Annotated in this window: 14 protein-coding genes; 2 read left to right on the top strand and 12 right to left on the bottom strand. The window is 34.5% G+C overall.

Translation table 11 applies throughout. The features are described 5' to 3' along the window. The first annotated feature begins 213 nt into the window (after positions 1-213). Positions 214-2847 (top strand): valine--tRNA ligase, encoded by a 2634-nt coding sequence (locus DOS84_RS07000; RefSeq protein WP_111409402.1) that lies wholly within the window; start codon positions 214-216, stop codon positions 2845-2847. Positions 2848-2923: 76 nt separating this feature from the next. On the opposite strand, the gene DOS84_RS06995 is transcribed toward DOS84_RS07000, so the two are convergent. From DOS84_RS06995 to DOS84_RS06935, 11 genes are all read right to left on the bottom strand, one after another. Next, the gene (locus DOS84_RS06995; RefSeq protein ID WP_111409401.1) at positions 2924-4249 is read right to left on the bottom strand and encodes an APC family permease; all 1326 of its coding nucleotides are present in this window, start codon (positions 4247-4249) and stop codon (positions 2924-2926) included. Between the two features lie 190 nt (positions 4250-4439). Then, complete coding sequence (locus tag DOS84_RS06990) at positions 4440-6680, bottom strand: TonB-dependent siderophore receptor (RefSeq protein WP_111409400.1); 2241 nt, start codon at positions 6678-6680, stop codon at positions 4440-4442. A gap of 343 nt (positions 6681-7023) precedes the next feature. After that, positions 7024-8040, bottom strand: a complete 1017-nt coding sequence (locus tag DOS84_RS06985) for an FAD:protein FMN transferase (RefSeq protein ID WP_111409399.1) — start codon at positions 8038-8040, stop codon at positions 7024-7026. Between the two features lie 227 nt (positions 8041-8267). Continuing rightward, positions 8268-10466, bottom strand: coding sequence for a PepSY domain-containing protein (locus DOS84_RS06975; RefSeq protein WP_111409397.1), 2199 nt, complete (start codon positions 10464-10466; stop codon positions 8268-8270). A 120-nt stretch (positions 10467-10586) separates the two neighbouring features. Next, positions 10587-11069 (bottom strand): DUF2271 domain-containing protein, encoded by a 483-nt coding sequence (locus DOS84_RS06970; protein WP_111409396.1) that lies wholly within the window; start codon positions 11067-11069, stop codon positions 10587-10589. 53 nt (positions 11070-11122) lie between these two features. Then, complete coding sequence (locus DOS84_RS06965; RefSeq protein ID WP_111409395.1) at positions 11123-12631, bottom strand: ankyrin repeat domain-containing protein; 1509 nt, start codon at positions 12629-12631, stop codon at positions 11123-11125. A gap of 201 nt (positions 12632-12832) precedes the next feature. After that, positions 12833-13969: a PepSY-associated TM helix domain-containing protein gene (locus DOS84_RS06960; RefSeq protein ID WP_111409394.1), complete on the bottom strand. Its 1137-nt coding sequence runs from the start codon at positions 13967-13969 to the stop codon at positions 12833-12835. 61 nt (positions 13970-14030) lie between these two features. Beyond that, complete coding sequence (locus tag DOS84_RS06955) at positions 14031-16400, bottom strand: TonB-dependent receptor (RefSeq protein WP_111409393.1); 2370 nt, start codon at positions 16398-16400, stop codon at positions 14031-14033. Positions 16401-16609: 209 nt separating this feature from the next. Continuing rightward, entirely contained in the window at positions 16610-17098 is a 489-nt protein-coding gene (locus DOS84_RS06950) for a DUF6265 family protein (RefSeq protein ID WP_111409392.1), read from the bottom strand. A gap of 247 nt (positions 17099-17345) precedes the next feature. After that, positions 17346-19637: a type IA DNA topoisomerase gene (locus tag DOS84_RS06945; protein WP_111409391.1), complete on the bottom strand. Its 2292-nt coding sequence runs from the start codon at positions 19635-19637 to the stop codon at positions 17346-17348. Between the two features lie 292 nt (positions 19638-19929). Continuing rightward, the gene (locus DOS84_RS06935) at positions 19930-20646 is read right to left on the bottom strand and encodes a DUF3667 domain-containing protein (RefSeq protein WP_111409389.1); all 717 of its coding nucleotides are present in this window, start codon (positions 20644-20646) and stop codon (positions 19930-19932) included. Between the two features lie 129 nt (positions 20647-20775). Between DOS84_RS06935 and DOS84_RS06930 the strand changes: the two genes are divergently transcribed. After that, positions 20776-21537: a response regulator transcription factor gene (locus tag DOS84_RS06930; RefSeq protein WP_111409388.1), complete on the top strand. Its 762-nt coding sequence runs from the start codon at positions 20776-20778 to the stop codon at positions 21535-21537. 66 nt (positions 21538-21603) lie between these two features. Here the strand turns inward: DOS84_RS06930 and DOS84_RS06925 are convergent, their stop codons facing one another. Then, complete coding sequence (locus tag DOS84_RS06925; protein ID WP_111409387.1) at positions 21604-22071, bottom strand: hypothetical protein; 468 nt, start codon at positions 22069-22071, stop codon at positions 21604-21606. Position 22072 lies beyond the last annotated feature (1 nt).

The raw sequence follows: 22072 nt of genomic DNA, 5'->3' as shown, positions 1-22072 counted from the left end.
TCTTTTAATTAATGCACAATTTTTTATTTCCCTTTTTATACTGTGCTTAATTATTTACTTTTGTGCTTTATATACATATCAAAAATCAAACCAAAGTAGAAAGGTTTACTCGTTTAACTGTAGAATCGTTTGTTTAATTCAGATAAAGAAGCAACAAACAAATCAAAGAATAAGCGAATAAATGAATAAACAATCCAACGAATACACAATAAAATGACAATTCCAGCACAATTTGACGCTAAAACTATCGAGAATAAATGGTATGCGTATTGGATGAAAAATAATTATTTTCATTCGGAGCCAGACCATAGAACGCCTTACTCCATCGTAATTCCACCTCCCAATGTAACTGGAGTTTTGCATATGGGACACATGCTTAACAACACAATTCAAGATGTATTGATTCGAAGAGCACGTTTAAAAGGTTTTAACGCTTGTTGGGTTCCGGGAACGGATCACGCTTCTATTGCCACTGAAGCTAAGGTAGTTGCTAAATTGAAAGCGGAAGGAATCAACAAGAATGATTTGACCCGAGAAGAGTTCTTGAAACATGCTTGGGAATGGACTGACAAATATGGCGGAGTTATTCTTGATCAATTAAAGCAGTTAGGTTGTTCTTGTGATTGGGAACGTACTAAATTTACAATGGATCCCGACATGTCGGCATCTGTAATTCGATCTTTTGTGGATTTATACAACAAAGGCCTGATTTATCGTGGATATCGAATGGTAAACTGGGATCCTGAAGCCAAAACGACTTTGTCTGATGAAGAAGTTATATACGAAGAGCAACAAGGAAAATTATATTTCCTAAAGTACAAAATAGAAGGAACTGAAGATTTCTTGACGGTAGCCACTACGCGTCCAGAGACTATTTTTGGGGATACAGCTATTTGTATCAATCCAAATGACGAACGTTTTGCCCATTTGAAAGGAAAAAAAGCAATTGTGCCAATTTGCGGTCGAGTAGTTCCGATTATCGAAGATGAATATGTAGATGTGGAATTTGGAACGGGCTGTTTGAAAGTGACTCCAGCGCATGATATGAATGATAAAACGCTAGGAGAAAAACATAATTTGGAGATTATTGATATTTTCAATGATGATGCTACGCTAAATAGTTTTGGATTGCACTATCAAGGTAAAGACCGTTTTGTGGTTCGTACCGAGATTGTAAAAGAATTAGAAACGAATGGTGCTTTGGCAAAAACTGAAACGCACCTGAATAAAGTGGGAACTTCTGAAAGAACCAAAGCAGTGATTGAACCTCGTTTGTCTGATCAATGGTTCTTGAAAATGGAAGATTTGGTAAAACCAGCCATACAATCTGTTTTGGTTGATGGTGACATTAAATTACATCCAAAACGTTTTGAAAACACATATGCACATTGGTTAAATAATATCCGTGATTGGAATATTTCACGTCAATTGTGGTGGGGACAACAAATTCCGGCTTATTTTTACGGAGACGGAAAAGAAGATTTTGTGGTTGCAGAAACTATCGAAGAAGCTTTAAAATTGGCGCAAGAAAAAACTTCTAATCCTTCTCTTCTTGCTTCCGATTTGAAACAAGATGCTGATGCGCTAGATACTTGGTTTTCATCTTGGTTGTGGCCAATGTCCGTTTTTGGAGGAATTATGAATCCAGAGAATGAAGATTTTAAATACTATTATCCAACCAATGATTTAGTAACTGGTCCAGATATCTTGTTTTTCTGGGTCGCGAGAATGATTATTGCCGGATATGAATATACTGGAAAAAAACCTTTTACGAATGTGTATTTGACCGGATTGGTTCGCGACAAACAAAGACGTAAAATGTCTAAATCTTTGGGTAATTCACCTGAACCATTAGAATTAATTGAAAAATTTGGTGCCGATGGAGTTCGTGTTGGATTGCTTTTAAGTGCTTCTGCGGGTAACGACATTATGTTTGACGAGGAATTATGCAACCAAGGAAAAGCATTTTCCAACAAAATATGGAATGCTTTCAAATTGATAAAAGGCTGGGAAGTGTCTACTGAAATTCCTCAACCAGAATCTTCAAAAGTAGCAATCGAGTGGTATGAAGCCAAATTGCAACAAACCCTGTTGGAAATTGAAGACAATTTTGAAAAATACAGAATCTCAGATGCTTTGATGGGAATTTACAAATTGGTTTGGGACGATTTCTGTTCTTGGTTCTTGGAAATGATAAAACCTGCGTACCAACAGCCAATTGACAGCGTAACTTTTGCGAAAGCAATAGAAATGTTGGAAAATAATTTGAAATTATTGCATCCATTTATGCCTTTCTTGACAGAGGAGATTTGGCAAATATTGGCAGAAAGAACAACTGAGGAAGCATTAATTGTTTCGACTTGGCCAGAAATGAAACCTTTTAATTCGCAGTTAATTACTGATTTTGAAAATACAATCGATGTGATTTCCGGAATTAGAACCATTCGTAAAGACAAGAATATTCCGTTCAAGGATACGATTGAATTGAAAGTAGTAAACAATGATAAAGCGTCTACCTATTTTGATTCAGTTGTGACTAAATTGGGGAACATTACTTCCTTAGAATATGTTTCGGATAAAGTGGATGGAGCGTTGTCATTTAGAGTTAAATCGAATGAATATTTTATTCCAATCACTGGAAATATCAATGTTGAGGAAGAAATTGCGAAACTTACTGCTGAGTTAGTATATACGCAAGGATTCTTGAAATCTGTTCAAAGCAAACTTTCGAATGAGAAATTTGTGAATGGTGCGCCAGAAAAAGTTTTGGCTAACGAAAGACAAAAAGAAGCCGATGCACTTTCTAAAATTGCTACGATTGAGCAGAGTTTAGTGAGTTTGAAATAATAACAGGCCTTTTCTAAAATATAAGATCCCAATTCTGAAATTTTCGGAATTGGGATTTTTTTGTTTTATGGATTAATTATTTATTCTTTTCGTTTCTGTGATTTAGTACTAAAAATAAAGGATAGGAAATTATCGTGATGATTACTATGATTACAAAGTTTTTGGTGTCACTATAAACGAAACCAATCAATAATCCAAAAGTTGCCATAATTGCAATTACCGTTGACCAAGGATACCACCTAGATCGATAGGGTCTTGCTAAATTAGGTTCTTTAGTTCTTAATTTTATCAGCGAGCAATAAGCTAATCCCCAAACAATAACTGACATGAACGTTCCAAATGAAAATAATACTTCAAATGTGCCGATGCCAATTAAGACTAAACTAAATAAGGAAGAAATTAAGAGTGTTACTATTGGAGTACCACCTTTGTTGATAGTTGTCCCTTTTTGAAAGAAAAAACCATCTCGGCTCAGTCCATACAATATTCTTGCAGGAATCATCATATAGGCATTTAGAATACTAATCAAAGATAATATAGCGATAACGGTTACTATAATGGCTCCTTTATCACCAAAAACTACTTTGGATACATCAGCAGCCGCCAAATGCGAATTAGCCAATGAAGCAACCGGTAAGACATGGAAAAAAGCAATATTGATTAATACATAAATTAATATGACGAGTATGGCTCCAGTATATAATGATTTAGGAATGTTTTTACTTGGATTTTTATCTTCTTCGGCAAAAAAACAAACGGAATACCAACCGTCGTAAGTACCAATGATGAGTTGGAGTGATTTGAAAAAGCCAAACAAAATTCCTATTTCAAAAAAAGAACTGTTTTTTTCGATGGGATTTAATTTTACTCCCGAATACATAAAGCAAGCCACAATTAATGCCACAAAGCAAATGACTTTAATTAAACTAGTTATTTGCTGAATCAGACTCCCATTTTTTATTCCGCTGATATGTATAAACACAAACCCAATTAAAAAGGCAATAGCAATGACTGTTGAGTAACTTTCCAAATTTGGAAATAAAATAACAATGTATTCGCTAATCACGATGCAGTAAAAAGCAGGTGGAACCACATTGGTTATATAATCAAACCATCCTGATATAAAACCGGCATAATCTCCAAAAGCTCTTTTTATATAATTGTATGAACCTCCAGCTTTTGGTAACATTGTTGCTAATTCGGCATAGGAATTGGCGCCAATTAGTATATATATTCCTCCAAAAATCCAACAGATAATTATAAGCCAATAATCATTTAACATTCCTGCAATAGCGCCAGGTGTACGAAGAATACCAACACCAATTGTACCTCCAATTAAAACAGCAATATTAAAACTTAACCCTAGACTTTTTTTTAATTGGTTCTGCTTGGTTTCTGTCATGCTTTTATCGTTAGGTTAAGGAATGGATTAGTTAATGATTGATTTTGAGAATACTATCAAATATAGTTAAAATACACTTCCATTTACAAACATAAAAACCTCGTTTATTGCTAAACGAGGTTTTTATGTTTATTGCAAATGATGTTGCAAAAAAAAATGTTTCGATATAATTAAAAATCAAATTAAGTTTTTATAATTGATATTTTAAACTTACCAATACTTGACGTGGAGCAATAGGATTTACACTGTAATTTTCGTGTACCGTGTAATTTAATTCATTTGTAATATTTGCCAGTTTGCAAAGAACTGATATTTTTTTCCAACTATAACCTGCAGAGACGTCAATGGTTGTGTATCCTTCCAATGGGATTTCTCTGTGCCAAATTCCATCAGGGTATTTAGTTAGGTCATTGTTGTATTGGTTGTTCCAACCTCCAAGACGGTCACCAATATAGTTTCCTATTGCTCCAAGAGAAACACCTTTTAGCATTCCAGTTTGCAATGTATAGAAAAAACTTAAGTTGGCTGTATTTGCAGGAGTTCTTACAACACGATCTCCTTCTATAAAACTACCGTTTAAACCAGAAGTTTTAGTATAACGCATGTCATTGTAACTGTAACCTGCAATAATACTCAGACCCTCAATTGGTCTAGCGGTAACATCGACTTCAATACCTTTACTTTTTGTTTCTCCACTCAATGTTTTTATCGAGGTATCCGTATTTGCAGATCCGTCAGCTTTGAATTCTGCAGTTTGTGCTAAATTGTTGTTTGTGATTTGATATACAGTAACGTTGGTACTCAAAACTCCTCTCCAGAAATCTTTTTTAATACCTGCTTCATATTGATCTATAATCGAAGGCTTTATTGGTTGCAAATCAACTGTAGTTCCTGTATTTGGAGTAAAAGAGTTAGAGTAGCTTGCAAATAAAGACATGTCTTTTGTTGGTTGATATACTAATCCAATTTTTGGAGAGAAAGCATTATCTGGACGTTTTGCACCTTCAGTAATCGTGTTTTTTACTAAATTGTTAGTTTCTGCTTGAGATTCTTGCCAAGACCAACGAATACCAGCTAAAAGTTTAATTTGCTCTGTAAATGAAATTAAATCTTGTGCGTAGATTCCAAAACGATTAGTATCTGTTTTTACGATTTGAGTAACGGTACCATTTGGAATATCGTTTCTTTGTGTTGATGGGTCGAAATTATAGAGATTGATAGTGTCATAATTAGCAGGAGTAAAAGTATAAGTGTAAGCTGTTGTAAATGAGTTTTCCCAATCTACCCCAGTAAACAATTGGTGTTTTATTGATCCGGTATTAAAGTGTCCTTGCAAACTCAATTGATCACCAAGTATTTGCTCTAAGTTTTTATTTTGAACCAATGGTCTAGTCCAGTCACCATTGTCTTTAACAGTTGATAATTGAGCTGTCGATTTTGATTCTCTATCGTAAGATTGAAATGAACTGTTGAAATTTAGTTTCCAGTTTTTGTTGAAATCATGGTTTACCAATGCTGATGCACTAGCAGAATTTGTTTTTCCATTTGACCAAAGAGCTCCATAAAAGTTACTTCGTGGTACATCAACAATTTCAGTTCCGATTATTCCAGTTCCGAAATCAGGAGTCCAATCGTCACTTAAAAAATCTCCTTGTACTGTAATTTGAGTTTTATCGGTTACATTGAAAAGTAAAGAGGGGTTAACATAAATACGCTCTCTTTTTACAACATCTCTAAAACTTTCGGAGTTTTCATAAGAACCTGTAAATCTATAGGCAATAGATTTGTTTAATGGACCATAAAAATCTACAGAAGGTTTGTAGAAAGAGTAACTTCCTATTTGCATAGATACTTCCCCACCACTTTTGAAAGAAGGTGTTTTAGTTACTAAGTTCAAGATTCCTCCTGGTGCTACATTCCCATATAATAAAGCAGAACCACCTTTTAAGAATTCTACTTTATCTAAAGAAGAAACCTCAGGAATAGAACCTGCGTTATAGCGGAAACCATTTTTAAACATATTGTTGGCAGACATATCATAGCCTCTTGAGAAAAAAGATTCTTGAGCTCCACCTCGTGCTGAACCTACATAAACACCATTGGCATTTTTAAGTACTTCACTCAATCGGATGGCTTGTTGTTGTTCGATAATTTCAGAGCCTATAACTTGTACGCTTTGTGGTGTGTCCATTGGTTTTAATCCCGAACGCAAAGCAGTAACTGGTTTAGGTTGTTTGTTTGCAGTTATAACAACTTCTTTTAATTGTTGTCCTTTTTTGTTTTTAACAGTGTCACTAATAGATTTAATACTGTCATTTGAAAAATAGTAAAGGGTATTATCTTTTGGACTATTTGTATTACTTGCTATTTCTTGGGCTTGGCTGTTGAAACAGAATGTTAAAAAAGTTAGGGGGAGTAAAATATATTTCATGTTCTTTATTTGGAATAATTAAAAATAACAGTGCAAATATAAAAACTCATTTTCGATACTACAACTTATTTAGACTAAATATTAATAATATTTTTGTAAATATTTAACTTGTTGTTTTATAGCTATTTATGTTTTATTTAAAAATATTTCTTTAATAAAAAATGTCTTTTTTTAATATTTTTTTGTAGAAATTAAACATTTTTAGCTTTTAAATTTGTGAGATTATATCTAGAAATGATACTGTAGATTTTTTTCGAAGTTGATGATAATTGGAAATCATTTTTTTATTTGCAGTGTTTCAGAAAATTTGTTGTAAAAAATCTGTGAACCAATTAAAAGGGTATTAAAGACGCGGATGAAACTTTTTAATTCGGAAGTTTTTAGATTTTACTACTTTCCCATTATCGGTAATCATTATGCAACTATAATCCCGGAATTGGTTGAGTAAGTTTAGGCCTGCAGTTTTTCCTAGTACCATTAATGAAGTACTCAAGCCGTTTGCTGTTTCAGCATTTGGTCCAAAAACCGTCACACTGCAAAGTCCCGTTGCGGGGTAACCCGTTGCTGGATTGATGATATGCGAATAGCGCTTTCCATCAAGAGCAACAAACTTTTCATAGCTTCCGGAGGTAGTTACTGCTCCATCATTTATAGGAACGACAGCAATAAGTTTATCTGTGTCAAATGGGTTTGTAATGCCAATATTCCAATCTTTTTCGTTTGGTTGTTTACCCCAAGTACTCATGTCTCCGGAGGCATTTATGATTCCAGATTTGATGCCTTTGGCTTTCATCATGGCTCGGCATTTATCAGTGGCATATCCTTCGCCCAAAGCCCCAAATCCAATTTTCATACCTTCTAACTGCAGGAAAATGGTCGATTGAATACTGTCTAAAACTATATTTTTGTACCCAACTTTTTGTACCGATTTTTTGATCGCTTCCGCAGATGGCATTTCGGTCATGGAACCGTCAAATTTCCAGATTCGATCCATCGCAGCAAAGCTGATGTCAAAACCGCCATTAGTAATTTCTGAAAAATGGAGTGCTCTTTGGGTCAATTCAAAAACTTCTCTATCTACTTTTACTGGTCGGATTCCTGCATTTTGGTTTACTTCCGAAATTTGTGAGGTAGGCTTCCAATCGGAAATTAAATATTCTATTCTTGTGATTTCGGCAATTACTTCGTCTATGTTTTGTTCTGCCGAAAGGGAATCTTTTGCTACAATGGTAATATCAAAACGACCTCCCATAAGCATGGTGGTTCTTTTCCGCAAGACTTGGCTGTTGCTGGAAAAACTGGAAATGATTAATATAAAAAATAGAAGCTGATCTGGTAGAAATCTATATTTCGGTTTCATATTGGATAGTTTATGTTTTGGATGCTATTCTACTGTTACAGATTCTAAAATTTATTTTTGCAATTTTATTTTTTTGATAATTACAAAATCTTTCTTTTTAGCCCCGATAGAAGTGAAAATCCTTATAAGCCGGGGTTCGGCTTATAAGATTGTAACGGATAGCGGGATTGATGTTGTTATAAAAACAAATGCTTTTGCTCCAAAATAAATAATTGAAGTTCATATTATTAATAACAATCGGTCAGCACTTGTCCTTTGATTTTGTAATCAGCAATTCCCTCGGCTGTTTTGTCTAGGCACAATTCATTAAGAACATGCTCTACGTCTCTTTGCATTGCAAGTGAACCGCAAATCATTATAACACCTCCTTGTGTGAGCAAATTAGTAAAAAAATCAGCGTCGCTTTTTATTAAATCCATCACATAATCATGATTTGCATCACGGGATAGTGCCAAATGGAAACTTTTGAGTTGCTGTTTTTGAATGCTTTCCGAAGTGAATTTTTTATACCCCAAAACTGTTTCTGTTTCCTTTCGAAAACCAGAATACATATGAATTTCAGTTTTTTTCTTGTTTTGCTCAATCATTCCAAGAAAAGGAGCGATACCGGTGCCGTTGGAAATTAATGCCACTTTGGATGCCATTTTAGGGAAATGGAAAGCAGGGTTATTGATGATTCGCGCTTTTATGACTTCGCCAGGTTCAAGATTATACAAGAAGCCTGATCCTAAACCAGAAGGATGTAGTTTTATCACCAATTGTATGTTGCCGTTGTGATTACCGATAGAGTAGAGGCGTTCTCGAGTATCATTAGCTGGGTAAATGGCTAATAAATCTCCTGAAGTAAATTTGGCTCTCATGCTTGCACGTAGGGTAAGTAAAAACGTATGTTCGCTGTCAGAAATGGCGGTTTTGTCCAATACCATCAGTTTTTGCAGACCTTTTGGAACATGATTGTATAATGATGGGGTTGTAGAAAGAGGAATCTTGGTTTTTGTACTCCATAATTTTATCCAATTGACAAATTCTTCAGCAGATTTATCATTTATGGTCTGCAGTTCTAAAATACGTTCTGCCCAAGGCTGTTTTTCCAATAAAAAGTCAATGTCATGAGCATAACCGCAAAAATCGGGATAGGCTGTCGATCCAAAACCGACCACCGAAAAATTGATTTTTTGCTTTTGCTCTGTCTTGTATATTAAGGATTTAAATTTGCTTCCGTTTGAAGGTGCATCGCCCAATCCGTGGGTTGAAGTAAAAACGATTAGATGTTCCGCTTTTGGATAAACGGAATAATTATTCATTTCAGTAAGGTGAACTTTTTCTCCGTGAGCCAGTAATTGTTTGTGAATGGCATTGGCAAATCGGAGTGTACTTCCGTTTTCGGACCCGACCAATAAAATGAATTTGCTTTCTTCGGCATTGAATTTGTTTTTAATGCGACTAGCTCTTCTTTTTAAAGTCATCGCAAAACCGGAGTAGATAAAAAACAAAATATTTAAACTCGCTAATCCCAAAATTATAGCCCAAAAAATACTGGTTCTGCCTGTATGCAAATCAAGACTCAAGTCCGACAGAAGCGTTGTCATCGGAAATGGTTTTTCGCTTACAACTGCTCCCGAAATTTGATTGACTTCTATTTCTCTGTCTTTTAATTTAATGATATAATATTCCTCTGGATCGTCTGAAAAAGGGAATTCAATTTTTTCTACATCAGACAGAAGCGTGTTTTTAAAAACAGAAGTTTCAGTTCCTTTTTTTGAAAGGGGTGCGGTTATTACTTTTTCAGTTTTTTGTTCTGAATCCGTTATTGGCATGAAAAAATTGAATTTTTCCAATGTCAAATACGTTCCCGAAACAGCAATTATAAGAATGGGAATTAACGCCAATCTACCCAGTACGACGTGATAATATTGAGCAAAATAGTCTTTTATGATTTTAGAGAAGAAGTTGCGAATCCCTCTTTGTCGATTAATCACGAGTGCGAACCCCGAAATGGAAATCAAAATCAATATAAACGAAATAAAGCCCACAATAAATCGCCCGGTTTCATGAAGAAATAAAGAACGGTGAAGTGCTGTAACCCATTGGATAAAATCACTTTTTTTTATAGGATTTCCTAATGTTTTACCTGTTTTTGGATCAATATAGGCATTAACGTCATTATCGTCTTGATCAATGGCTTGCAATGTTACAAATTGATTGTGGTCGACACTTAACTCGGTTATTTCGGGGTACGTTTTTTTTAGAATCGGTAAGGTTTCCCCAAGCGTTATTTTTTCGAAATTTTCTACTCGGTACGACGGTAATTTCTCCTGAATTGCATCTACAGCAAGTATGGTACCGGTTACGGATGCCAATAGTAAAAACAAAGAAGAAAACACTGCTAGAGCCAAGTGTGAATAACGCCAAAAAGAAAGAGTCATTGATAAATTGTATTTTATAAATTATTGCTTGGACAAAAAAAACTGCGAAAATCCACTAAATCTAAGTGCTAATATTTTCACGTAGATTTCTCTGATTTCCGCAGATAAAAAAAATATTTTTTAGATTTTGTTTAATCTAACGTATCTGATGTATCCTTTACCTTCTGTTTTATTAGCCATTGCTTCGGTAGTAAGTGGGATTTCTAAATCTGCAGTATAATATTTTTGATCTTCTACAGCTGTTTCAAATCGTAATTTATATCCTTTATTAATTTTAGAATCTTCAATTTCTAATGTAGTAGTGCTACGGTCACCACCAGTAACTGATGCACCTGTTTTGGCACTGATATCGGTAGGTCTTTTGGAATAGAATTTATGCCATTCTTTTAACGTTTTATACCATTTTTTATCGTCACCCATTACATAAAGTGTTTTGTCATAATCCCCTTTTGGGTTTATAATTGAAACCACCATATAAGCTCCTTCTCCCATATAGTTGGACATTTGGAGCATACATTTGTATTTACTAGTTTGTGCAGCGGCTTGGAAAGATAAAAGACCGATTAGTGCTACTGTTAGGCTTATTTTTAATATAGACTTCATATTGAGTTATGAATTGTTAGTTATGAATTATAAGTTTAATTGACAATGAATTGTTATTTCAAAAATTCCAGGTCAGTTTTGTTTTTCGTAAATGACTCATTTTCTTTTGCCAAAGCGTATGGACTTTCGTCAAAATCGGTTACAATTTCTTTTTTGGCACCAATAGAGAGTAAGTATTTCAAGATAGTATCGTCTTTGGAAATCATAGCTGCTTTGTGCAAAGCTGTCAAACCATCTTTGTTTTTGGCATTTACATCGATGTTCAAGTCGGCAATTTTCTTTAGCAAAGCTAAATCGTTTTTAATTACTGCCAAATGATAAAGTGTATTTCCGTCTTTTTGAGGAGTGGATAAGTTTAATACTTTGTCCTGCAGTAATTTTATTTTAGCTCCAAAAGGATCTTGTTTTTGACCATTAGCACCTTCTGGACCACGACCCATTTGCGGTTTGTAAGATTGTATTACGTAAAAACCTAGATTATTACCTTCTTTGTCTATTACTTTTGCATCAGCACCTTTATTCAAAAGAAGTTCTACTGCACTTGGAGTTCCAGATTTAATAGCAATTGTTAGTGCTGATTCTCCTTTTCCGTTTTGTGCGTTGACATTTTTTACAATTGGTAATAATTGTTCTAATGATGCAGTTTCTTTGGCTGAAGCAGAAACCATTAAAGGCGTATTTCCTTCGTTATCGGCTTTGCTTGCATCTACTCCTTTGGCTAAAAAGTAATTGATAATCTCAGTTTGGTTGGGTTTACTTACCAAAAAATGAAGAACCGTTTCTCCAGTTTTGCTAGTTGCAGTCGGTTTTATTTTTAAATCCTCCACCAAGTATTTGTAGGTTTCAAGAGTGTTTGTTTCTCTACGAGAACCTTGAGCTGCAAAAATAAGTGCGTTGTCAGTGTATTTTACTCCTTTTTCCAAAAGTGTTTTTAGCAAAGGAATATTCCCCGTTTTTGTAGCATAGTTAAAAGCAGTATTACCATCATTGTCAACGTCTTTAAGAGACATTCCTTTAGTAATGAAATAGTTCGTAAGCGTTAGGTCTTTGTCGTACGGTACAGCTATAAGAAGTAGGTTTACACCGTCCTGATATTTTTTCTTTGGGTCGATTCCGGCTTTAAAAAAAGCATCATATACTGCTATGTTTTTTTGACCATTACTCGCCGCCGCAGTAATTGGGAAGCTACTGTGGCTATCTTCTAAGTTTATATTTGAACCTTTTGCTATTAGGTATTGTATAATTTCTAGGTTTCCTTTACCGGCAGCCCAGTGAAGATAAATACGATTGTCGTGTGTCGATTTATTAACTCCATTTCCAGGTTGTTCCAATAAGAATTTTATGGTCGCGTTTGGAGCATCATTATTTATTGCCAGTACAACTGGATCAAAGGCTCTGTCATTGGATTCTGACGGATTGTTACCTTTTGCTATTTCGGCTTGAACAGTTGCTACATCTGGATTTGTTTTCCAGAAAGACTGTTCCAAAAGCGTATTTTTTTGCTGTGCACTTACAAATAATGCCGAGGCTAATGCAAAAGAAATAAAAATATTTTTTTTCATAATGGTTTGTTATTAATAGGGGAATTAAGTCTGTTTATTATTTTATAACTAAAAAATAAATATTATTTAGAATAAATAAAAATAGCGCAAATGTAAAAATAAATAGTAAAATACCAATGATTATTTTAAGCTTTAAATAGTTTTTTTTATTCTGTTTTGTTTTAGAATGTAAAAAAAGAAAAAGGTTTAAAGCGAATCACTTTAAACCTTACTATTTGTTTCTTTTTTCTTTTTATTTCGTCCCCACCAAATATAAAATCCAGATATGGGAAGAGTTGCTATTAGCAAGCTGATTAAAAAAGCAAATATTTTTCCCGCCAGTCCGAAAACCGCTCCAGTATGAAGGTCATAGTTCATTCGCATTAATTTATCGGCTGTGTTGGCATTTCCATATTTGCCGAAAATGTGTTCTACTTCTTTTTCTTCCAAAGTATATTGGTCAAAATAACGGTAATCTGTTTTCCAGTAAGTTCCTTCCTCAGGATTGGCATTGGCGGCAATAGCAGTACTGTCATTTTCGGGCGGATGCACTTCAATGGATTTTGCCGTTGGGTATTCTTTTTGCATTAAAAGCCATATTTTATCCAACGACTTGCCTGAAGCGGTTGTCTTTTTTGCTGAAACTGGGTCCTCGTAAATCAATGATTTTTCCCCGCCAATTATAGTGTAATAAGAGTAATTAAACCATTGAAAGCCCCAAACCAAACCAGTAATTGCAAAAATAAGCGCAATTAAAAGAACATAAAAACCAGTGATATTATGCAAATCATAGTTTTTGCGTTTCCATTTTGTTTCATTTTTCCATTTGAACCTAAAGCGCTGTTTGGCTGCATTTTTGTTTCGGGGATACCAAAGATACAGCCCTGAAAGTAGAAGTACAAGGAATATTAAGGTCGCTGTGGCTACAATAGGTTGTCCAATTTCTGGGGGAAACCAAAGGTAATAATGTCCGTTGAGTATGAATCTAAAAAATCCTTCTTCCATATTGGCAGTTTCCAGTACTTTGCCCGAATATGGATTTAGGTAAACGATATGATAGTAAGTAGGCTCGTAATGAAAAAATATTGCTTCGGCCGATTTTTCGGTTCCATTGTATTTGATGGCGTGTAAGGCTTTGTCCGGAAGTTCTTTTTTAGCAATTTCTTCCAATTGGGAAGGAGGGAGGAAAGGTTTGTTTTCTTTTTGAACAAAACGGTATTCTTCGGTAATATTTTGTATTTCTTCCTGAAAAGCATACAAACAGCCCGTTATGGCAATAATAAATACAATTATGCCCGAAGATAATCCGAGCCATAAATGTATTTTTCCTATCGTTTTTTTTAAAATATTATTTTTCATCAAAAATGGATAAAACTCCCCACTGAGATGAGGAGTTTAGTTAAACAAAACAAAAACAATCTTAGAATTTATAACTTACAGTTACTCTTGCATTAGTACCTGCTTCAGCTTGCCAGTAATACATATCGGTGTAGCTATAATACCCACCAGAATACAAGTATTTGTTGAGCAGGTTGTTAACAATAAGGTTTATATATACTTTTTTGATTTGATAGGATACACCGCCATCCAAACGGAAATAATCAGGTAGCGTAGTAGTGTTATCAGGTGAAATATACCAAGGGGCTCTTCCTATTTGGTATTGATATCCCAATGAAAGGCCCAATCCGTTCAGTAATCCGTTATCAACTTTATAATGTAACCAGGTGTTTTGAATATGTTTTGTACTTCCCGGTATTTGATTTCCTACCATATTGGGGTCGGTATCTTTGGTGGTTTTTCCTTCTGTGAAAGCATAGTTTAGAACAACATCTAAATTTTTAAAGATTTCTCCCCTAATGTCAGCTTCAAAACCTTTAACTTTTTGTTGACCATTTTCTTTGCTATATTGCTTGGCTGGTGTAGAATGTTCAGCGTCCAATGTAAGTACATTGTCTGTGGTAATTTGATAGGCTGCAAAAGTGGAATTCCATTTTCCGTTTAGCCAGTCTTTTTTGAAACCTAATTCTAAATTTGTTCCAGTTTGGGGGTTGAAACTTTTCCCCTGCCAATCGCTTCCATAATTTTCTGTAAAAGACTCATCTCTTACAAAATAAGCAGATGTGTTCTTGTCAATAGAATAACTCAATCCAATACGTGGAGTGAATTTTTCGTTTTTTGAACCACCAGAATATACATCGCCCGCTTTTAATATGGTGTATCTTCCGGCCAATGTTAAACGAAAGTCATTATCTAAGAAACCTAACTCATCCTGTGCATAAAAACCTTTGTAATTATTATAATATTTTACACCTCTATCTTCCATGTCTTTACTTCTGTCAAATTTTGGAGAAGCTGGTATACCGTGCACAGGATTATAAATATCTAAATCTGGTAAAGTGAATGATTGGGACCAGTCATGATAATAGGTTTTATCACTCATGTCTATTCCCGATAAAATTTTGTGGGAAACAGATCCAGTTTGAGCCTGACCATTTATATAAGCTTGTCCAACATATATTTTTCCTAGAATATCCCAATTTCCACCAGCTCTTTTAAGTATAGCATCATTTGTAGGATCAAAACCACTTGGCCATAAAGACATTCCTTCTTGTTCGTAATTTAAGTAGGAACCCTGAGCTGTAACTTTCCATTTGTCATTAAAATTATGTTCAAAAATACCTAAAAGACTTCTTTCCAGCATTTGTGTAGGATCTAATTCTTTTTCAGAAGTTGTAAAGCTTCTTGGTAATTCTTCGTAACCGTGTTTGGCATAAACATAGTTACTACCAATTGCATTTACTTTCGAAAATTGTTGTGTATATTCTAGTGTTACAGAAGTTTTGTCTGTAAATAAATATTTTAATACAGGTGCAAAAGTATAACGGTCATTAAAGTCAAAATCACGGTAACTGTCTTTCTTTTCCCCCATTACATTGAAGCGGTACAAAAGTTTTCCATCTTTAGTCAATTTACCGTCTAAATCCAATGTACCTCTATACATTCCATAACTACCCAAAGACAAACTTGCCTCTCCTTTGTTTCTTCCGCTTGGTTTTTTGGTTACCACATTATAAAAGCCACTCGGATTTCCGTTTGATAACATAAATCCTGCAGGGCCTTTTACAAATTCGATACGCTCTACCATACTCATGTCTTCCGTCAGCGGACCCCAAGTTGTACTTACGTTCATACCATTTCTAAAAGCAGCAACTTGGCTACCTCTCATAGTAATATTTGCATAATTATCCCAATGCTCTACCCGTGTGGCTCCACTCACGTTTCGGGTTACACCTTCAAGCATATTATTGATTTGTTGGTCTTGAATAAGTTTTCCTGTTACGACTTGAATATTTTGTGGGATTTCTATAATAGGAGATTGTAAACGAAGTGAAGAAGAAACACGGTTGGTTTTGAAAACACTTTTGTTACTTAAAACAACCACTTGGTTTAATTCATTATTGGATAAGGAAAGATTGATGTCTACGGTTGCAGTTTCACCAGCCACTATTGTTACGTTTTGTTGGACATCACTGGTACCAACTAATGTCACTATTAAGGTATAGTTGCCAGCAGGTATGTTTTTAATTGTATAAACACCGTTATTATCGGCAATGGTTGTCCTATTTAATTCTTTTACAGTAACCGAAACTCCTTCAGCGGGTTTATTGTCACTGGTTTGAATGGTTCCTTTTAGACTTCCTGTACTTTGGGCAAATGTGGTAGCCGTGGTAAGGATAAATAGACATAATAGCAATTTAAATAGAGGTAATTGTTGATTCAAATATTTCATAGGTTAAGAGGTAAATGTTTTTTAATACGTTTCTATTATTATTTAGAATAAATAAGAATAATGCAAATGTAAAAATTATACTTAATTTAACAACACTTATTTAGAATAATTACAAATAAAAGATTTAAGTCAATGATTTATTAGGTTTTAGGACATAAAAAAACCTTGCTGTTTTAGAGCAAGGTTGGTATTTAGTAAGATAAAAGTTGTTATTTTGTTATCGAATTTTTTTTCATTCCGTATTTTTCGGAGCTTGGTTTCCCGAGCTGCACTCCAGAAATGGATGCAACAAGGCTGTCTTTATTAATTAGTGTATAGGTGATTTTTTGCGGATAGTCGTGTTTGGAGTTTTCAAAAACCAGTTGTTTTGCGGTTTTTGTTGTGAGTTTAAAAGAGACTGCTTTGTTCTCGTTTTGTCCTTTTACTGTGGCGTTATAGAATAAGTCTTCACCTTTTTGCTGTAATGTTATGGATTCAAAATGCAAAGTGTCCTTGCCTTTGATGAAAAAGGATTCAGCTTGAAAAGTACTGTCGTTAAGTTGTTTCCAACTTTCGGAAAGATTACCGTCAGCAGTTTTGGTTTCCCATTTTCCCAATAGCCAATTGGCTGTTTTTATTTGGTCTTTCTCAGTTGCTTCAGAGTTTTTGCAGGAAACAATGGCTAGCAAAAGCAGTAAAAGAGTTGTTTTTTGAAACATTTTTGTAAATATTTGGTGTTATTTTGAATAAGCTAAATTATGAAAAAATAGAATAGTGTTGTTTTTTTAGTTTTGGATTTAAAGGTTTACCATATAAGTCATATAAGTTTTAATTTGAATAAAATTAAGTAAAAAAAACAGTTCATGTAAGCAAAGTCACATAGCTCACAGAACGTTTTTAACTTATACTCTCTTTTAGCCAATGTGACAAACTAACTTTCTTTACTTATATGGTTATAATAAAATTTTAAACACTTTCGTTCAGAATAGAATGCACTAATTCTTTGGTCGGTTTTTGATCTTTCAGTTTCGCTCTAACCACATCAAAAGTTACTTTAAAATCACAACCCAATTTATAATCACCGCATCCATACGCGGTGTTTCCTTTCATAATTGTTCCTTTTTTGCATTTTGGGCAAGTCAAACTATCAGGAGTTGTTTTTGCTGCAATTTTCTTTGGTTCTAATTTGAGTTTGAAATTTTCGTCAAAGCGAAGCAAACCTTCCACGATGCCAGTATCCGTTTTAAAGTCTTTTAGATTTACGGTTGAGCCTTTTTGGAGCAATCGTAAATATTGATTCTCCGATATTTTTTTCTCGGCAAAAGTGTAAGGTAGTACAAAATTACAGCCTGTCTTATAATCGGCACATCCATAAGCAGATTTTCCTTTTACAAGCGTTCCTTTTTTGCATTTCGGACAAACTTCTGCCAAGATTCCTGCCGCTTTCTTTTTCTCAACTATTGCTTCCTGTTTTTGGATACTTCCTGCATGCGAAATATTGGCACGTCTGGTTTCACTTCGCACTTCATAAACCAAAGCTTCTACCATGCGTTTCATATTGATGATAAAGGCACCGGCGGTAAACTCTCCTTTTTCAATATCTTTCAACTGCTTTTCCCAAGAACCCGTAAGTTCAGCCGATTTTATCAATTCATTCTGAATGGTGTCGATCAGTTGAATTCCTGTAGGCGTTGGCAAAACTTGTTTTTTGTTTCGAACGATGTACTGGCGTTTGAAAAGCGTTTCAATAATATTGGCTCGTGTTGACGGACGACCAATACCGTTTTCTTTCATCAATTCACGCAAATCTTCATCATCGACTTGCTTGCCGGCGGTTTCCATGGCACGCAATAAAGTAGCTTCCGTAAACTGATTGGGTGGCTTAGTTTCTTTTTCCAAAAATGAGGGTACGTGTGGTCCTTTTTCACCTACAACAAAACTCGGCAGTATATCGGCTTCTTTTTCTTTAGCATTTGGATCTTCAAAAACTATGCGAAATCCTTTTTTTAAGATTTCCTTTCCGGTGGTTTTGAATAGTACATCGGCAGCTTTTCCAATTACTGTAGTGTTGGCAACCAAACAATCGTCATAAAATACGGCGATAAACCGTTTCACAATAATATCATACACTTGTTGCTGATTATATTGCAAATTGGATTGTACTCCCGTTGGAATAATGGCGTGGTGGTCTGTTACTTTTTTATCGTTGAAAACTTTGGGTGATTTTTTAATCTTTTTTTCTAAAAGAGGTTGGGTCAATTCGGAATAATTGGTTAGATTTTTCAGAATTCCCGGTACTTTCGGGTAGATGTCGTTTGGTAAAAATGTGGTGTCAACTCTCGGATAGGTGACTACTTTTTGTTCGTATAAAGTTTGCACAATTTTGAGCGTTTCGTCTGCTGAAAACCCAAATTTTTGATTGCAATAGACTTGCAGGCCTGTTAAGTCAAACAGTTTTGGCGCATACTCATTACCATTCTTTTTTTCGACAGAAACAATTTCGAATTCGCTTTCTTTGACTTTATTGGCCAAAATTTCACCGTCTTCCTTTTTCAAAAAGCGCCCATCTTCGTAGCTGAAAAGTGTCTCTCGGTACATAGTTTGCAACTCCCAATAAGGCTGAGGTTTAAAATTCTCAATTTCTTTGAATCGGTCAACGACCATTGCCAAGGTTGGAGTTTGTACCCGGCCAATAGACAATACTTGTTTGTACCCGCCATGTTTTACGGTGTACAAACGGGTGGCGTTCATGCCAAGTAACCAGTCGCCAATGGCTCTGGAAAATCCTGCATAGTATAAATTATCGTAATTGGCGGATGGTTTTAGATTTTCAAAACCTTCTTTGATGGCTTCGGTGGTTAGGGACGAAATCCATAAACGTTGTACCTCGCCTTTGTACTGGGCTTCGTTCATGACCCATCGCTGAATGAGTTCTCCTTCTTGTCCAGCATCCCCACAGTTGATGACCAATTCCGCTTTGTCAAATAAACTTTTTACGATTCTGAACTGCTTTTGAATTCCCGAATTCTGCACCACTTTGGTTTCAAATTTTTCGGGAAGCATGGGCAAGTTGTTCAAATCCCAACTTTTCCAATTGGGCTTGTAATCGTTGGGTTCTTTTAGGGTGCATAAATGCCCAAAGGTGTAAGTTACCTGATAACCATTGCCTTCATAATAACCATCATGCTTGGTATTGGCTCCCAGAACGGATGCGATTTCTCGTGCGACACTTGGTTTTTCGGCTATACAGACCTTCATTTTCTCCTACTGATTTGAAGGCGCAAATTAGGAATTTAGAATTTGGTATTGAAATGAAATTTTATCGAGTTGTGAACGGGCTGGATGGATCTTTTTTTATTTTACAGTTCGATTTTTGTAATTTTTTATCAGAGCATAAATTGAGAATACAAAAACTATTAGATATAGAGCGTCTAACAGCGGTTTTTGAAAGCTGAAGTTTTCAAAGTCGAAATGTTTTATCAATGTCCATCCTAAAATGATTGCTATTATACCAAAAGCAAATGATGGTATTTTCTTGTTTTCCATATTTTTAATGTTTTATTATTATGTCAATTGTTATTCCTACTGCTAATGTTAAAACGAAGAATGTTATCATTCCTAATAAATAGCAATACAAGGCTTTGAAATAATTAACGGGCTTATTTTTTTCAAAGAAATTTGCTGTTGCCGAAGTTAAATAAATCACGCCGATTATTCCAGTAATGTTTAATAATTTAATATGCAGAATTCCTTCGATAATTGCGAAAAAAGCAAAGATTAGCATTGAAATACCCAGTACGAAACACAACATAATGAGCAGTTCAAAAAAGTTGTAATCATATTTTTTAAAAAATATTTTTAGCCAAAAAGCAATAAATATTCCTGTCAAAATATTCATATATCCATAATTTGCCTGAAGCCACCCTAAAATATTTACAAAGGCAGATTTTTCCATTCCTTCATATTTTATGTATTCATCTTCAATATGAAAAAAATGACTTATGAGCGTATAAATTAAAGATGTCAGAATTATAAAAATGACTGGTTTTACAAGACGGCTTCTGTTTTCTGAAATATAATTTCTAATATTTTGTTCTGGATTTATAATAAGCTCTTTAACTGTGAATAAAATGCCGCGTTCAAAATGTAAAACGTGTTCAATTTCTTGAGCTATATAATGTCCGTCAATTCTTTTTAGTTTTGAAGGCTGTCCGCAGTTTGGACAAAAGTTATGATTTACTTCGTTAGTACAGTTTTTGCAAGTCATTTATATTTTAATAAAGATTCAGACAAATATTTTTTCTTCATGATAAAAAAGTTAAAGTGCTGTACAAAAAAAGCGAATCGTTTTTAATTTCGCTTTACACTTTTGTGTAGTTTTTACTATTTTTATAAAATGGAAAATGAAAAGCACTCCTTACTCAGCAGAAACAAAATAGATGCAGTATTTGATGTGGATAAACTTCAGCTTGGCAATTACCTGGAAGTAGTAAAATCTTTTGCAAAGATGACTTATCAGAGTGTTTATGTGATAGATTATGAGGAGATTAAATTTGAGTATGTTTCGAATAATCCTTTATTTTTATGCGGATATTCTCCCGAAGAAGTGCTTGAAATGGGGTATGAATTCTATTTTAAAAATGTTCCCGAAGATGATTTGAGGTTGTTAAATATGATTAACAATTCCGGATTTGATTTTTATGATAAACTGCCAAACAATGAGGAGCGCAAATTATACAGCATTTCGTATGATTTTCATTTAAAAGGGAAGTATAATAAACCCATTCTCATCAATCATAAACTGACACCGCTTTTTCTAAATGAAAAAGGAGCTGTTTGGAAATCATTGTGCATAGTGTCTATTTCGCACAATAAAAAGGCTGGAAATGTTATCATAAATAAAGAAGGTTCAGCTATTTTTTGGGAATTGGATTTGAAAAAAGAAGTTTGGATTGCAAAAGAAAAAACCAAACTCAAAGACAAAGAATTGGAAATACTCCGATTGTATGCTCAAGGGTTAACGATAAATCAGATTGCAGAAAAAATGTTTGTTTCGCCCGATACCATAAAATATTACAGAAGAAAAATTTTCGAAATTTTTGAGGTTAAAAATTTCGCTGAAGCCCTTTCTTTTGCAGTTGATAACAAGATTATTTAATTTTTAGGTTAGTGCGAACGCCCCGCTAGCGCTAGCAGGGGTTCGTTTTTAAGCAAAGAGACTTATTTATTTGCTACACTCCGTTTTTGTAAGTGGCATCGTTGATGTAAATTGGATATTGCTAATGTCTTTAAATGCAGTGCCTTCATTATTTAGCTCGCCATAACCTTCTATAAGCTTGTTTTCTTCGGTTTTAAAAGCAACTTGTCTAATCGATTCTTTTCCTTCTGACAGAAAAGTATAATCTGCTATCAAGATTCCCTCTTTTAATTTTCCTGTAAATTTTCCTGAATTTTTGTCTTTTTCAGACAAAGCATAGGTAAGGTTTCCTTTGATTTCTTCTCCGTTTTCGGTAATTTCCAAGGACACAATGTTTTTACCGTCATCAAAAACATAACAGCCTAAATTTAGAGCAGTTGTTTTTTCTGCAATAATTTCCTGGGGATCCGTGTTTGTTGTTTCTGTTGTTTGCTCTTTGTTTTTGCAGTTTAGCATGGTTAATGCTGCGAACGAGGCTACTATTAATTTTTTCATA

This window comes from Flavobacterium aquariorum (assembly GCF_003254745.1).
Classification (GTDB): Bacteria; Bacteroidota; Bacteroidia; order Flavobacteriales; family Flavobacteriaceae; genus Flavobacterium; species Flavobacterium aquariorum.
Note: the sequence above shows the minus strand (reverse complement) of the source record. Positions and strands in the feature narration are given on the sequence as shown.

Excerpts from the sequence above, each read along its gene's own strand:
- DOS84_RS06935 (WP_111409389.1), bottom strand. The coding sequence starts at position 20,646 with ATGACTTGCAAAAACTGTACTAACGAAGTAAATCATAACTTTTGTCCA.
- DOS84_RS06990 (WP_111409400.1), bottom strand. The coding sequence starts at position 6,680 with ATGAAATATATTTTACTCCCCCTAACTTTTTTAACATTCTGTTTCAAC.
- DOS84_RS06955 (WP_111409393.1), bottom strand. The coding sequence starts at position 16,400 with ATGAAATATTTGAATCAACAATTACCTCTATTTAAATTGCTATTATGT.
- DOS84_RS06965 (WP_111409395.1), bottom strand. The coding sequence starts at position 12,631 with ATGAAAAAAAATATTTTTATTTCTTTTGCATTAGCCTCGGCATTATTT.
- DOS84_RS06930 (WP_111409388.1), top strand. The coding sequence starts at position 20,776 with ATGGAAAATGAAAAGCACTCCTTACTCAGCAGAAACAAAATAGATGCA.
- DOS84_RS06995 (WP_111409401.1), bottom strand. The coding sequence starts at position 4,249 with ATGACAGAAACCAAGCAGAACCAATTAAAAAAAAGTCTAGGGTTAAGT.
- DOS84_RS06945 (WP_111409391.1), bottom strand. The coding sequence starts at position 19,637 with ATGAAGGTCTGTATAGCCGAAAAACCAAGTGTCGCACGAGAAATCGCA.
- DOS84_RS07000 (WP_111409402.1), top strand. The coding sequence starts at position 214 with ATGACAATTCCAGCACAATTTGACGCTAAAACTATCGAGAATAAATGG.
- DOS84_RS06985 (WP_111409399.1), bottom strand. The coding sequence starts at position 8,040 with ATGAAACCGAAATATAGATTTCTACCAGATCAGCTTCTATTTTTTATA.
- DOS84_RS06960 (WP_111409394.1), bottom strand. The coding sequence starts at position 13,969 with ATGAAAAATAATATTTTAAAAAAAACGATAGGAAAAATACATTTATGG.
- DOS84_RS06925 (WP_111409387.1), bottom strand. The coding sequence starts at position 22,071 with ATGAAAAAATTAATAGTAGCCTCGTTCGCAGCATTAACCATGCTAAAC.
- DOS84_RS06975 (WP_111409397.1), bottom strand. The coding sequence starts at position 10,466 with ATGACTCTTTCTTTTTGGCGTTATTCACACTTGGCTCTAGCAGTGTTT.
- DOS84_RS06970 (WP_111409396.1), bottom strand. The coding sequence starts at position 11,069 with ATGAAGTCTATATTAAAAATAAGCCTAACAGTAGCACTAATCGGTCTT.
- DOS84_RS06950 (WP_111409392.1), bottom strand. The coding sequence starts at position 17,098 with ATGTTTCAAAAAACAACTCTTTTACTGCTTTTGCTAGCCATTGTTTCC.